Source organism: Paraburkholderia sp. BCC1886, from assembly GCF_900996245.1.
Lineage (GTDB): Bacteria > Pseudomonadota > Gammaproteobacteria > Burkholderiales > Burkholderiaceae > Paraburkholderia.
The window spans coordinates 32,945-46,353 of record NZ_CAAJGK010000074.1; the positions used below are offsets into that span (position 1 = coordinate 32,945).

Annotated in this window: 10 protein-coding genes; 3 read left to right on the forward strand and 7 right to left on the reverse strand. The window is 60.8% G+C overall.

What is annotated here, in order from left to right; genetic code table 11:
• Positions 1-7: 7 nt before the first annotated feature.
• Complete coding sequence (locus tag FQ746_RS24740; RefSeq protein WP_186310848.1) at positions 8-982, reverse strand: ABC transporter substrate-binding protein; 975 nt, start codon at positions 980-982, stop codon at positions 8-10.
• A gap of 622 nt (positions 983-1,604) precedes the next feature.
• Here FQ746_RS24740 and FQ746_RS24745 point away from each other — a divergent pair.
• From FQ746_RS24745 to FQ746_RS24755, 3 genes are all read left to right on the forward strand, one after another.
• Positions 1,605-1,784, forward strand: coding sequence for a hypothetical protein (locus FQ746_RS24745; RefSeq protein ID WP_144112351.1), 180 nt, complete (start codon positions 1,605-1,607; stop codon positions 1,782-1,784).
• Positions 1,785-1,993: 209 nt separating this feature from the next.
• Positions 1,994-3,028: a glycosyltransferase family 2 protein gene (locus FQ746_RS24750; RefSeq protein ID WP_144112353.1), complete on the forward strand. Its 1,035-nt coding sequence runs from the start codon at positions 1,994-1,996 to the stop codon at positions 3,026-3,028.
• Positions 3,029-3,125: 97 nt separating this feature from the next.
• Entirely contained in the window at positions 3,126-3,347 is a 222-nt protein-coding gene (locus FQ746_RS24755; protein WP_144112355.1) for a hypothetical protein, read from the forward strand.
• 51 nt (positions 3,348-3,398) lie between these two features.
• On the opposite strand, the gene FQ746_RS24760 is transcribed toward FQ746_RS24755, so the two are convergent.
• The 6 genes from FQ746_RS24760 to FQ746_RS24785 form a co-directional block, all read right to left on the reverse strand.
• A complete protein-coding gene (locus tag FQ746_RS24760; RefSeq protein ID WP_144112357.1) occupies positions 3,399-4,709 on the reverse strand; it encodes an MFS family transporter in 1,311 nt (436 codons plus the stop codon).
• Positions 4,710-4,904: 195 nt separating this feature from the next.
• Positions 4,905-6,629 (reverse strand): SpoVR family protein, encoded by a 1,725-nt coding sequence (locus tag FQ746_RS24765; RefSeq protein WP_144112359.1) that lies wholly within the window; start codon positions 6,627-6,629, stop codon positions 4,905-4,907.
• Positions 6,626-7,897: a YeaH/YhbH family protein gene (locus FQ746_RS24770; RefSeq protein ID WP_144112361.1), complete on the reverse strand. Its 1,272-nt coding sequence runs from the start codon at positions 7,895-7,897 to the stop codon at positions 6,626-6,628. The genes FQ746_RS24765 and FQ746_RS24770 overlap by 4 nt, the downstream gene beginning before the upstream one ends.
• A 132-nt stretch (positions 7,898-8,029) precedes the next feature.
• Positions 8,030-9,952, reverse strand: coding sequence for a PrkA family serine protein kinase (locus FQ746_RS24775; protein WP_144112363.1), 1,923 nt, complete (start codon positions 9,950-9,952; stop codon positions 8,030-8,032).
• Between the two features lie 511 nt (positions 9,953-10,463).
• Entirely contained in the window at positions 10,464-11,225 is a 762-nt protein-coding gene (locus tag FQ746_RS24780) for a hydratase (RefSeq protein ID WP_144112365.1), read from the reverse strand.
• Positions 11,226-11,653: 428 nt separating this feature from the next.
• A complete protein-coding gene (locus FQ746_RS24785; protein WP_144112367.1) occupies positions 11,654-13,369 on the reverse strand; it encodes a methyl-accepting chemotaxis protein in 1,716 nt (571 codons plus the stop codon).
• Positions 13,370-13,409 lie beyond the last annotated feature (40 nt).

Genomic DNA, 13,409 nt, shown 5'->3' on the forward strand with positions numbered 1-13,409 from the left:
GCCGCCCTCAGGGCATGACCTTCGCGTTCTGGATGTATTGCAGCGTGTAGGCCGCGTGATAGTCGGTCGTCGGCTTGAGCAGCCTGGCGCCGACCATGTAGTCGAATGTCTTCTGCCAGCGCGCATCGGTCATCGTGCCGATGCCGTCTTTGGCGGCGTCGCCACCCGTCACCAGCTTCAGTTTCTTCAACTGCGCCACGCCGTAGGCGAGTTGCGCGTCGCTCATCTGCGGGTTGTCTTTCTTGATCAGCGCATTCGCCGGCGCCGGATCGTTGAGGTAGCTCTTCCAGCCTTCCATCGACGCCTTGACGAAACGCGCCACGACGTCCGGTTTGTTCTTGAGCGTGTCGCGCATCGTGACGATCGTCGAGTTGTACGGCGGATAGCCGTCGTCGGCGAACAGGAAGAAGTGCGCGTTCGCATGGGCCTGTTCCGCCTGGAACGTTTCGGACGACGGATACGCCTGCATCGCCACGTTCGGATCGGCGAAGAACGGTTGCAGGTTGAACGTGTACGGACGCGCCTGCGCTTCGGTGTAGCCGTACTTGGCCTTGAGCCATGGCCACCACGTCGTGCGGCCGGAGCCGGCGACCAGAATCGTCTTGTTCTTCAGACCGGCGAGGCTGGTGACGTCCGCGTGCGTCATCATGCCCTGCGGGTCGTACTGGAACGCGGCCGCAACCGTGGTGACGGGAATGCCGGCTTCGACGCTGGAGAGCACCTGGAAGTCGTAGCCGAGCAGAAAGTCCGCCTGACCGCCTGCCAGCAGTTGCATACCGTTGACCTGCGGGCCACCCATCTTGATCGTGACGTCCAGCCCGTACTTCTTGTAGATGCCGGTGGCGACAGCCTGATAGAAGCCGCCGTGTTCGGCCTGCGCATACCAGCTGGTGAGTAAGGTCACGTGATCTTCGGCGTGAGCGAGCGGCGCGGCGAGCGCTGCGCCTGCAATAGCAGCAGCACCAGTGACACGCGTAAAGATAGAGCGGCTTCTAACAAGCCCGCCCGTAATGCAGGAGAGAAACGACGTAGCAGAGGCGACAGATAACAGAGACGCAAAGCGCATAACTGAACTCCGTGTGAACGTGGGGAGGATGGGTTTGGTGGAATGGCAAGGCGACAAGGAACGCGCGACATGACCCACATCCCGGAACTGAATCGGGGATGACGTGCAAAAAGCACATGACACTCGGGTGAAAAATTGGGGCAACTGCATCGCACGCTCCTTGTTGGCGGAACCGGACGGTTCCGTTCAAACGTCGAATCGCTTCGACGTGGGCGCACGATGCGCCCCAAGAGCAATGCCCCACGGTGACCGGCAAACAGCGCCGGCTCGCTAGCCGCTTCTACTCTGGTGGGGGTTAAGCGAATGTCGTGCCAGTGATATGCGATAGATGCTGCGATGCCTGATGAACGCTGGCTGGCGGGCAATCTGGCTGTTAGATCTGCGGTCGATATCGAGCAGCGATTGCACTTGTAAGAAGCGGATGGGCACCGTCCGGGTGCAGGAGGCGCGCATTCTGGCGCGATGCCCAGCGTGCTGGTCATAGATCGGGTCTGCGCCTTGCTGACTCGTAAGGCATCGTCAATCCAGGAGTTACGACATGAGCGAAACAAAAGAGCAAAGCAAAAGCAGCACGCCGGATCTGGACAATCCGCAGCCCGCTATTCACAGCGACAACGAGAAAAGCAAACTGCCCGAACGCGACGATGAAGGGCGCAACCAGTCGCCCGCAGACCGTCCCGGCAAGAAGCCCGGCGAAGGCGAGCCTTCAGCCGGCTAACAATTAAACGCCAGTCTACAAGCGGCTTTGCTGCATTTCACGGGCAAAGCCGCATAAATTTTTCCCTTCTACTTCCCTTCATATAGCAAACATTTCTTCCTGATTTTTACCGATTATTTTTTCGCCTCGATGGATTATTTTCCCCCATGCAGCACCGTGCGCCGAGCGAAACGGTTGCCGCCCCTCTTCCGATAATAAAAGGCGACACCATGTCTATCTCTTCTGCGGTCCCTACCCGTCCGACGGTTTCCATCTGCGTGCCTACCTGCAACCGGCCCGAATTCATCGCGCAATGCATCGACTCGTGTCTCACGCAGAGTGTTGGACCGCTCGAGATCGTGATAGGTGACGATTCGTCGAACGCCGAAACGCAACGACTGATTGCGGCGCGCTATGGAGACGAAGCGCGTATCCGCTATGTGCTGAACCAGCCGCCGCTCGGTCAGGCGCGCAATGTCGCCAGCCTTTTCGAGCGCGCTCGCGGCGACAAGATCGTCCTGATTCACGACGACGACCTGTTGACCACGGATAGTCTCGAGAAACTCCTGTCGTTATGGCGGATTCACCGGAACCTCGATGCCGCGTTCGGCGATCAGTACGAAGCCGATCACGATGGCGCGATCGACTTCGCGGCCAGCGAGCAACTGAACCGCGCGTTTCACCGCACTCGCGCAGCCGAAGGATTGCAACGGCCGCCCGGCCGCGCCGGTCTCACGCAGATGTTTCCGAACAACGGCTGGATGGCGAATGCCGAACTGGTAAAGCGCATCGGCTACCGGGACGAATACGGCATGTGCTGCGATTTCGTGTTCGGCGTGCAGTTGTGTCTGGCCGCGCGCGAGGTGGCGTATCTGCACGACTACGTGTCGGTGTATCGCAAGACCGCGACGTCTATTTCGCATCGCACGCGCGGCACGAATGCAGCGGCGACACTCGGCGCGTATGCGTTCGTCGAAGCGCTGAGCTTGCCGGCTACGCTCGAAGCTGCCCGCAGGCGGAGCTTGCGACGCCTCGCACCGATCGTCGTGTCGATGCATGCGCGGCAGCGGGACGCGCGCGTCGGACTGCAAGTCGCGCTCACGCATCTGTTTGCGTATCGCTATGGGATGAGCGTGCGGCTTTACTACCATCTGCTGTTGCTCGCGCGGGCGGCGTTACGCATGCCGCGGCGCGCCGACGTCCCGGCGGTGTCGGCTGACCTCGCAGCGGAGCGCTCCGAGCCCGTCAGAGAATCCTTGCTATGACCGTGCTGATTAGCAAACGCGAATTTGTTGCTTGGAGCAGCGCGCGACGATGACTACGATGGGCCTCGAACCGTTATCAGCCCGGAGGTCGTTCACCATGTCCGAGAGTGCCTGTTTCAAGCCGCGTGTCATCGAGCCGGTGGTCGTCGATCAGCCGGAAGGTTTAGGGCTCGCCGTGGAATTGTGGCTGGCGCATCCCGTGGAAGGAATCGCGGGCCGCGCGCTGCAGATTCATCTACGCAGCGGTGCGAAGATGGACCAGGCCGAGGCGCTACGCGACCTGCTGCATCGCCTCGGGACCGAGATCGTGGTGGCTTAGTGGGCTGCCGGGTCGGTCGCGGGTCGGTTCGGTTCCGGTTCGGTGCCGGCCTCAAGGCTCGTGACGCAGATACCCTTCTTTCGACGGATCGCGCATCCGCAAGCTGACGATGCCGGCAATCGCGCACATTCCCGTGACGTACCAGTAGAACATCGACTCGCTGCCGACCGACTTGAGCCACAGCGCCACGTATTCCGCGGAGCCGCCGAAGATCGCGTTCGCCACCGCATACGAGAGGCCCACGCCGAGCGCACGCACTTCCGGCGGGAACATCTCCGCCTTGATGAGCCCGCTGATCGACGTATAGAAGCTGACGATGGCCAGTGCGACCACCACCAGTCCGAAGGCCGCATACGGGCTCGTGACGTCCTTCAACGCATGCAGCAGAGGGACGGTGCCGATCGTCGCGAACAGGCCGAAGAACAGCATGGAACGGCGCCGGCCGATCCGGTCGGACAGCGCGCCGAACACCGGCTGCATCAGCATGTAGACGAACAGTGCGCCGGTCATCACGTTGCTGGCCGTTTTGGCGTGCATGCCGGCCGTGTTGACCAGGTACTTCTGCATGTACGTCGTGAAGGTGTAGAAAATCAGCGACCCGCCGGCGGTAAAACCCAGCACGGTCAAAAACGCGCCCTTGTGCAACCAGAGTCCACGCAGCGTGCCGGCCTCCTTGCGCTGACGGGTGGCGGCCGTCGTGGTTTCCTCGAGCGATTTGCGCAGATACAGCGCGATCAGCGCAGCCACTGCGCCGATCGCAAACGGCACCCGCCAGCCCCATGCTTTGAGTTCTTCCGTAGAGAGCGTCTGTTGCAGCACGACCAGCACGAGCAACGCGCACAACTGCCCGCCGATCAACGTCACGTACTGGAACGACGCGAAGAACCCGCGCCGCCCCTTGAGCGCGACCTCGCTCATATACGTGGCGCTCGTGCCGTATTCGCCGCCGACCGACAAGCCCTGGAACAGCCGCGCCACCAGCAGTAACGCCGGCGCGAGCGCGCCGATCTGCGCGTAAGTGGGCAGGACGGCGATGACCAGCGAGCCGCCGCACATCATGAACACCGACACCATCATCGCGGTGCGCCGGCCATGCTTGTCGGCGAGACGGCCGAAGAACCAGCCGCCGATCGGCCGCATCAGAAAGCCCGCGGCGAACACGCCCGCGGTGTTCAGCAACTGCGTGGTGGGATTGCCGCTCGGAAAGAACGCCGGCGCGAAGTACAGCGCGCAGAACGAATACACATAGAAGTCGAACCACTCGACGAGATTGCCCGACGAAGCACCGACGATCGCAAAGATGCGCCGCCGCGTGTCCTGGGCCGAGGGCACGGCGGAGTCGGAGTCGGTTAGCTGGCTCATGGTGGGTCTTCCTCTCTGATCAAAAACGCGTGGGCGAATTTTACAGAATAGAAAGGACGTGTTGGGATATTGTTAGTTTTGCGACAATCGGGCTGCGAATCGGCTGCAATTGCGAATCTCGCGCACATGAAAAAAGCCAGCTCGGAGGCTGGCTTTTAAACGACGGGGAAGACGTGAGGCGCTACGACAGTGCTGTCAGACCCTCACGGCGGGCGGCACGTACCGGCAGTCGTAACGCTTCCTGACGGTGCCGTTTTCGTCGACGCTTTCCAGATAGACGTCGAATTGCCACAAGCGCGCCATGTGCTTGAGCACCTCTTCGCTGTCACCGGACAAATGCCGGTTGTCGCTCATGAAGTGCCGCAGCGTAAGGCTCCGGTCGCCGCGCGTATTCACCGACCAGACCTGAATATTCGGCTCGCGATGATGCATGTCGTACTGCCGGGACAACGCCTGCCGCACGTAACGGTAGCCGCTGTCGTCGTGGATGGCCGACACTTCGAGCGAATCGCGCATGTCGTCGTCGAGCACCGAGAACAGGCGCATCTCGCGAATCAGACTCGGCGACAGGTACTGTGCAATAAAACTTTCGTCCTTGAAGTTACGCATCGCATAGTGCAGCGCGGGTAGCCACGGACTGCCCGCCAGTTCGGGAAACCACTTGCGGTCTTCTTCGGTCGGCGTCTCGCAGATGCGGCGGATGTCGCTCATCATCGAAAAGCCGAGCGCGTACGGATTGATACCGCTGTAGTACTGCTTCGTGACCGGCGGCTGGTACACCACGTTGCTGTGCGAGTGCAGGAACTCCATCATGAAGCCGTCTTCCAGCTTGCCCTGGCTGTACATCGTATTGAGCAGCGTGTAGTGCCAGAAAGTCGCCCAGCCTTCGTTCATGACCTGGGTCTGGCGTTGCGGATAGAAATACTGCCCGACCTTGCGCACGATACGAATGACTTCACGTTCCCACGGTTCGAGCAAGGGCGCATTCTTCTCCGCGAAATACAGCAGATTTTCCTGCGGCTCCGGCGGATAGCGCCCTTCGACTTCTTCCGGCAACGGTGTTTGCCGGGTCGGCAAGGTGCGCCACAATTCGTTGACCTGCGATTGCAGATACGCCTCGCGTTCGCGGCGAGCGGCGAACTCCTTCTCGAGCGACTGCTTCTGTGGACGCTTGTAACGGTCCACGCCGTAATTCATCAGTGCGTGACACGAATCGAGCAATTCCTCCACGCGGTCGAGCCCGAAGCGCTCCTCGCATTCCGCAATGTAGTTCTTCGCGTAGACGAGGTAGTCGATGATCGCGTGCGCATCCGTCCACAGCTTGAACAGATAATTGCCCTTGAAGAACGAGTTGTGACCATAGGCCGCATGCGCGATGACGAGCGCCTGCATCGTCATCGTGTTCTCTTCCATCAGGTATGCGATGCAGGGATTCGAATTGATGACGATCTCGTACGCCAGCCCCATCTGCCCGCGACGGTAGCTTTTTTCGGTGGAGAGAAAGTGTTTGCCGAACGACCAGTGACGGTAGTTCACGGGCATGCCGACGGACGCGTAAGCGTCCATCATCTGTTCGGCGCTGATGAGTTCGAGCTGGATTGGATACACGTCGAGTTCGTATTGCTCCGCAACGCGGGCAATATGCGAGTCGTACTCCTCGATCAGTTCGAAGGTCCAGTCGGACGGGCACGGCAAAGGCCGTCTATCGGATGCGTTCATACGGACTTCCCTTTGCCCCTGAGTGGGCGTTCCGGTGTGTCCCCGTGCTGCGGCACTGTCGACTGCTCCGGCGGTGGCGGCCGAGGTGGTGTCACCCTCGACCGGTTTCGCCCCGGCATGCCCCGACGACGGCTGCGGCACGCCTGTTTCGTGTTCCGGCGCCTTGCCGGGCACGTCGCTGTTCAGGTGTTTTTTCGTCATGAGGACGACACCTGCTTTTCGAACAATTCGCGAAACACCGGATAGATGTCGGCCGCGGTTTCGACTTTCTTCATTGCCATATGCGGCTGGCTCATGGCCAGTTGCGCATACTCGAGCCAGAGGTTCTGCTCTTCCGGCGCGACCTGAATGTACGCAAAATAGCGCACCTTTTCGAGAATGTCATCTGCCAGCAGCTTGCGGCACTTCGGCGAGTCGTCGGTCCAGTTGTCGCCGTCCGAGGCCTGCGCGCCGTAGATATTCCATTCAGTCGGCGAGTAGCGTTCGTCCATCACCTTCTGCATCAATTCCAGCGCGCTCGACACCACCGTGCCGCCGCTTTCGGTCGAATGGAAGAACGTGTCTTCGTCCACCTCTTCGGCGCGCGTGTGATGGCGGATGAACACCACTTCGATGCGCTCGTAATTGCGTTTCAGAAACAGGTACAGCAGGATGAAGAAGCGCTTGGACAAGTCCTTGCGCTGCTCGTCCATCGAGCCGGACACATCCATCAGACAGAACATCACGGCCTGGCTCGACGGTGTGGGCTCCTTCACGCGATTCACGTAACGCAGGTCGAACGGGTCGATGAAGGGAATGCGCCAGATGCGGCCACGCAAATGGTGGATTTCCTCTTCGAGCAGTTTGATTTCTTCGCGACGGTCGTCGGGGTCCGCCTTCATCACCTCGAGTTGCCGTTCCATCTCGCGCAACTGGTTGGTGAGCGGCGCACCGAGCGCGATGCGCCGGCCGAGCGCGCTGCGCAGCGAACGCACCACGTCGATGTTGTTCGGCGTGCCTTCGGCAGCCCAACCCGCGCGGACGCTTTTCCACGTGGGCACGGCCATCAGATGAGTTTTGACGAGACGCGGCAGTTCGAGGTCGTCGAAGAAATACTGCATGAATTCTTCGCGACTCAGTTCGAACACGAAGTCGTCCTGACCCTCGCCTTCGTTGGCGGCCTGATTGCCGCCGCCACCACCGCCGCCGCCTTGCGGACGCTGGATCTTGTCGCCGCGGATGTAGTCCGCGTTGCCGGGATGCACCATTTCACGCTTGCCGCCCGGACCATGGCGGAACGACGGCTCCGCGATGTCCTTGCGCGGGATGGTGATGCTCTGGGTGTTCTGAATGTCCTTGATGCTGCGGTCGCGCACCGCATCCGACACGGCGCGACGTATGTAGTTTTTGACGCGACGCAAAAAGCGTTCGCGATTCGCAATGCTCTTGTTCTTGCCTGCTAACCTGCGGTCGATGATTTGATGAAGCACACTTGGTCTCCCGTGGCGGGTACGCGAGACGCATGTTGCAATGCACCTTGGCAATACCCCGCTATGTCCATGCAGCTTGCGCCTCGCAAGGTGCCCGCGCGGTTCTGCCGCGCGGGCGGCACGCAATGCAGGTCATGACGACTTGCGCACGCGCAGATACCAGTCACACAGCAAACGCACCTGCTTCGGCGTATAGCCCTTCGTCACCATACGATTGACGAAGTCTTCGTGCTTGCGCTGCTCTTCCGCCGAACCCTTGGCGTTGAACGAGATAACCGGCAGCAGTTCCTCCGTGTTCGAGAACATCTTCTTTTCGATCACGACGCGCAGCTTCTCGTAGCTCACCCAGGCGGGGTTCTTTCCGCCGTTGGCCGCCCGTGCGCGCAGCACGAAATTCACGATCTCGTTACGGAAGTCCTTCGGGTTGCTGATGCCCGCCGGCTTTTCGATCTTCTCCAGTTCCGCGTTCAGCGCCGCGCGGTCGAAGCTCTCGCCGGTGTCGTGGTCGCGGAACTCCTGGTCCTGAATCCAGAAGTCGGCGTACGTCACGTAGCGATCGAAGATGTTCTGACCATACTCGGAGTACGACTCCAGATAGGCAGTCTGAATCTCCTTGCCGATGAACTCGGCGTAACGCGAGGCCAGCACGTCCTTGATGAACGACAGATACTTCTGCTCGGTTTCCGGCGGGAACTGCTCGCGTTCGATCTGCTGTTCGAGCACGTACATGAGATGCACCGGATTGGCCGCGACCTCGGTCGTGTCGAAGTTGAACACGCGCGACAGGATCTTGAACGCGAAACGGGTGGACACACCGGTCATGCCTTCATCCACACCCGCGAAGTCGCGATACTCCTGGTACGACTTCGCCTTCGGATCGGTATCCTTCAGATTCTCGCCGTCGTAGACCTGCATCTTCGAAAACAGGCTGGAGTTTTCCGGCTCCTGCAAACGCGTGAGCACGGACATCTGCGCCATCATTTTCAAGGTGCCGGGCGCGCACACCGAATTGGCGAGTGACGAACTGCGCAGCAGCTTCTCGTAGATCTTGACCTCTTCGCCGTAGCGCAGGCAGTACGGCACCTTCACCACGAAAATACGGTCGAGCAGGGCTTCGTTGTTACGGTTGTTGCGGAACGCCTTCCATTCCGACTCGTTCGAGTGAGCGAGAATCACACCGTCGAATGGAATTGCACCGAAGCCTTCCGTGCCCTTGAAGTTACCTTCCTGAGTGGCGGTGAGCAGCGGGTGTAAAACCTTGATAGGCGCCTTGAACATTTCGACGAACTCGAGCAGACCCTGATTGGCCAGACACAGGCCACCGGAGTAGCTGTACGCGTCGGCGTCGTCCTGCGCGTACTGTTCGAGCTTGCGGATGTCGACCTTGCCGACCAGCGACGAAATATCCTGATTGTTTTCATCACCCGGTTCGGTTTTGGCAATACCGATTTGACGAAGGATGGATGGGTAGCGGCGCACGACGCGGAATTTGCGGACGTCACCGTTGAATTCGTGCAGGCGTTTGACCGCCCAGGGACTGAGAATGCTTTTGAGGTAGCGGCGTGGAATGCCGTATTGTTCTTCGAGAATCGGACCGTCTTCTTCATAGTCGAACAGACCCAGCGGCGACTCGTTCACGGGCGAACCCTTGATCGAGTAAAACGGCACGCGCTCCATGAGCTGTTTCAAACGTTCCGCGATCGACGATTTACCGCCGCCGACCGGACCCAACAAATACAGAATCTGCTTCTTCTCTTCGAGCCCCTGGGCCGAGTGCCGGAAGTAGGCGACCACCTGCTCGATCACCTCTTCCATTCCGTAGAACTCACGGAATGCGGGGTATACCTTGATGACCTTGTTCGCAAAGATACGCGACATGCGCGGGTCGTTACGAGTGTCGATCTGTTCTGGTTCGCCGATTGCCGTCAACATGCGCTCGCCTGCGGTGGCGTACGCGGCGGGATTGTCTTTGCAGAGCGCGAGATACTCCTCGAGCGAGAGTTCGTCTTCTCGCGTTTTCTCGAAGCGGGTCGCGAAACTGCTGTAGATATCCATGCTACCTCCTCGCCAAAGTCTAGACACGATGCCGTGCGCGGCGCGCTATTCGGAAACGACATCGCTCGAATTCATCCTAAACCCTTTTAAATTTTTTTTCCATGAACTACGTTGCGAAAATCGCGCCGCATTCACCCCGGCACATTCCTCACTAGGAAAGCCCGTTTCCACCACTTACAATCTTGCGCTCACGGTGCCCCGAGCATCATGCTTCAATGCACGAATCGTCTCGTTCATCGAACGATCTCGCCGTTGCACCAGCACAAGCTGTGTGTCTACACAAACCCATCATGCGAAGCACACAGGTCGAAAACAATCGTCGACATCATGCGGTTCGTCCTCGCATCACGCAATTTGTTCCGGGACATTCGCAATAGAATTCACAACGGCATTCATAGCGGCCCATTGAGTTATACGGCGAGCAGGTGCGTCCAGATGCGCACGAAAAAAAACGGCTGCCAGAAAGCAGCCGTTTGCATGAAACGTTCGCACCGTAACGCGCCGTAACCCGTCAGGTCAGTTCGAGCTCCACTTCGCCCAGCCCGTCGAGGTGACCTCGCACGATACCGGCCCGGTCCAATCGATGCGCACCCACATACGAGCCGGTCGTGACCGTCCAGTCGGGCTCGATGGTGATGCCCATCGCCGCACAATGATTGACGAACCAGACCAGCAGTTCGCGCGGATCGCCTGCCGGATTGCCGGTCGCTTCGGGAATCAGCGACACGCCATCGAAGCTCAGTTCGAGTTCCGGCGAAACGAAATCGAAATGGCGGGCAAGACCCGCATAAGCCACCGGATGCCCGGTAATCAGCGCACCGTTGTTCTGCGCATCGGCTAACTGCGCGAGCGGCGCGACGTTTGGCCACTCCGCGAAGCGACTATCGACGATCTCGATTGCCGGCAATACCTCGCCGAGCCTTGCCAGCACCTCGTCACGCGCATAGGCGCGGCCACGCGGCTCGATGGCCTCGGTGAAGCGGAAGGCGATTTCGAGCTCCACCAGCACGCGAAAAAAGCCGCCATGCGCGACCCGTGCGGGCGAAGGCAACACCACCGAGGCAGGAATCGGCGCACCTGCCGCCGCGCCGCCCGGTGCTTTGGCGCCGATCTTCCACGCGCCGGTCGAGTCGCCGAGACCCGTGATGACGGCCTGCTGGATCGCATAGGCAGTCGCCGCGTCGGGCGGCAAACTGTCCGGTGCGGGCGCTTCGATCGGGCGATGTTGCCGGCGTGCTTCGACGAGGCGATGCGCGAGGTCGTATGGCGTCATGTCGGTCCTTGGGGGCTGGCGCATTGAGCGAGGGTCAAAAGGTTGAACGACGGAGTGGGTCGACACGATGCAGACAAACAGGGTGTCGACGAATGGGGTGATGCCGCAGCGGTCATGGAGCGCCATCAGCGGCAAGGATCGAAGCCGCAACCGGCAAACGACCGCGGCGGCGGCACGAGCCGCGCGTTCACCGTCAGTCGAGGCCTGGGCCGCGCCCGTCAATGTACCGGAACCAGGCGTCGGCAGGGGCGTCGCTCGAGCCCGTCGAGACGACTTGATGCGACTCTCATGAAAAAAATAGACCGCGAGGGCGTCAGCCGTCGCGGTCTTTTCAAGCCTCGAGCCTTCAGCCCCGAACCTCCAGCCTCTAGCCAGTCCAGCGGGAACGAACGTTGCGCGCTCCCACTAGCTCCGCCAGCCTTCCAGGCTTAGAAGGTTTCCCAATCCTGCTCACCACCCGCCGTAGCGCCTGCCAGTGCCTTCGCAGGCGCTGCAGCCACCGGCTTCGCGGACGCCAGCGACGGCGCCTTGCGCGCCGCCACCGGGCGTCGGACTATCGCAGCAGGCTTCGCAGCGAAGCTGGCCGGCGCAACATACCCGCCTTCCTCGACCTGAAACACCGCGACCGCCGCGCGCAGCTTGCCGGCCTGATCTTCCAGCGAAGAGGCAGCCGCTGCCGCTTCCTCGACCAGTGCGGCATTCTGCTGCGTGACTTCGTCCATCTGGGTCACGGCGCGCGCCACCTGTTCGATACCGCTGCTTTGCTCTTCGGAAGCCGCCGCAATCTCGCCCATGATGTCGGTCACGCGCTGCACCGCGCCGATGATCTCGGTCATCGTGCGACCGGCTTCGTCGACCAGCGCCGAGCCCGACTGCACGCGTTCGACCGACGTGTCGATCAGTTCCTTGATTTCCTTCGCCGCCGCCGACGAGCGCTGCGCGAGGCTGCGCACTTCGCCTGCCACGACCGCGAAGCCGCGGCCCTCTTCACCGGCACGCGCCGCTTCCACCGCCGCGTTCAACGCGAGAATGTTGGTCTGGAACGCGATGCCTTCGATGATGGAGATAATGTCCGCGATCTTCGCCGAGCTCTGGTTGATGTCGCCCATCGTGCCGACGACCTGGCTCACCACTGAGCTGCCCTTGTTGGCGATGTCCGATGCATTGGCCGCGAGCGAACTGGCCTGGCGGGCGTTGTCGGCGTTCTGCTTGACCGTGCCGGTCAGCTCTTCCATGCTCGACGCGGTTTCCTGCAGCGCCGAGGCCTGTTCTTCGGTGCGCGAAGACAGGTCGATATTGCCGGCGGCAATCTGACGGGTTGCCGTGGCGATCGATTCGCTGCCGCCGCGCACCGTGCGCACCGTTTCGGTGAGGCTGCGCTGCATTTTGGCGATGCCGTCGAGCAGCTGCCCCATCTCGTCGTGCGAGGTAATCACCACCGGGCGACGCAGATCGCCCGAAGCGATGGCGTCGAAGTGGCCCAGCGCTTCGCCGAGCGGCCGGCCGATCGCACGGCTGAGCGTCAGATACGAGAAAGCCGCAGCCAGCACGCCGATCACGAGCGCACTGATGCTGACCGTGCGGAACATCGTGAAGCTATCCTGCGCCGAGTCGTAGCCCGCCTTGGCGGCGTCGAACTGATATTTGCTCAGCGCGTCGTCGGCGCTCGACAGGTCGTTGTAGCTCGCTTGCAGGCGCTTGGCACCGTCGATCAGGCCACTCTGGTTATTGGCCGAAACAGTGGCCGCGAAACCGTCCAATTCCTGATGCATCCGGTCGCGCTTCGCGACGATATCCTGCGCGAGGCGGTCCTCGTCGGCGCCACGCGGCAGGTCCATATACTTTTTCCACCACATGTCGGAGGTCGCGCGCATGGTCCGCGCACGTTCGATGGTGGTTTGGGCTTCAGGGGTGCCCGCGAAGAGCGCCGCCCGGTCGAGCGAGAGACGTTCGCGCGCGACATAAATCTCCGCATTACCGATTGCGACCGCGCTCGGCATGGCATTGGTGAAGGTGTCTTTGTAGGCGGCGTTCGACCGGTTCATGCCGAACAATCCGAAAACGCCGATGGCGATCAGCAAAGCGGCGAGAAACGCCATCGTGAGGCCGATTCGAGCCTTGATCGTAATGCCCTTGTTCAACATGCTGGTTCCTGTGCTTAGCGAAATGAGAGGCGACGTAGTG

Bases quoted from the DNA above. Each gene is read 5' to 3' on its own strand.
- FQ746_RS24745 (WP_144112351.1), top strand. From the start codon at position 1,605: ATGAGCGAAACAAAAGAGCAAAGCAAAAGCAGCACGCCGGATCTGGAC.
- FQ746_RS24750 (WP_144112353.1), top strand. From the start codon at position 1,994: ATGTCTATCTCTTCTGCGGTCCCTACCCGTCCGACGGTTTCCATCTGC.
- FQ746_RS24755 (WP_144112355.1), top strand. From the start codon at position 3,126: ATGTCCGAGAGTGCCTGTTTCAAGCCGCGTGTCATCGAGCCGGTGGTC.
- FQ746_RS24760 (WP_144112357.1), bottom strand. From the start codon at position 4,709: ATGAGCCAGCTAACCGACTCCGACTCCGCCGTGCCCTCGGCCCAGGAC.
- FQ746_RS24765 (WP_144112359.1), bottom strand. From the start codon at position 6,629: ATGACGAAAAAACACCTGAACAGCGACGTGCCCGGCAAGGCGCCGGAA.
- FQ746_RS24775 (WP_144112363.1), bottom strand. From the start codon at position 9,952: ATGGATATCTACAGCAGTTTCGCGACCCGCTTCGAGAAAACGCGAGAA.
- FQ746_RS24780 (WP_144112365.1), bottom strand. From the start codon at position 11,225: ATGACGCCATACGACCTCGCGCATCGCCTCGTCGAAGCACGCCGGCAA.
- FQ746_RS24785 (WP_144112367.1), bottom strand. From the start codon at position 13,369: ATGTTGAACAAGGGCATTACGATCAAGGCTCGAATCGGCCTCACGATG.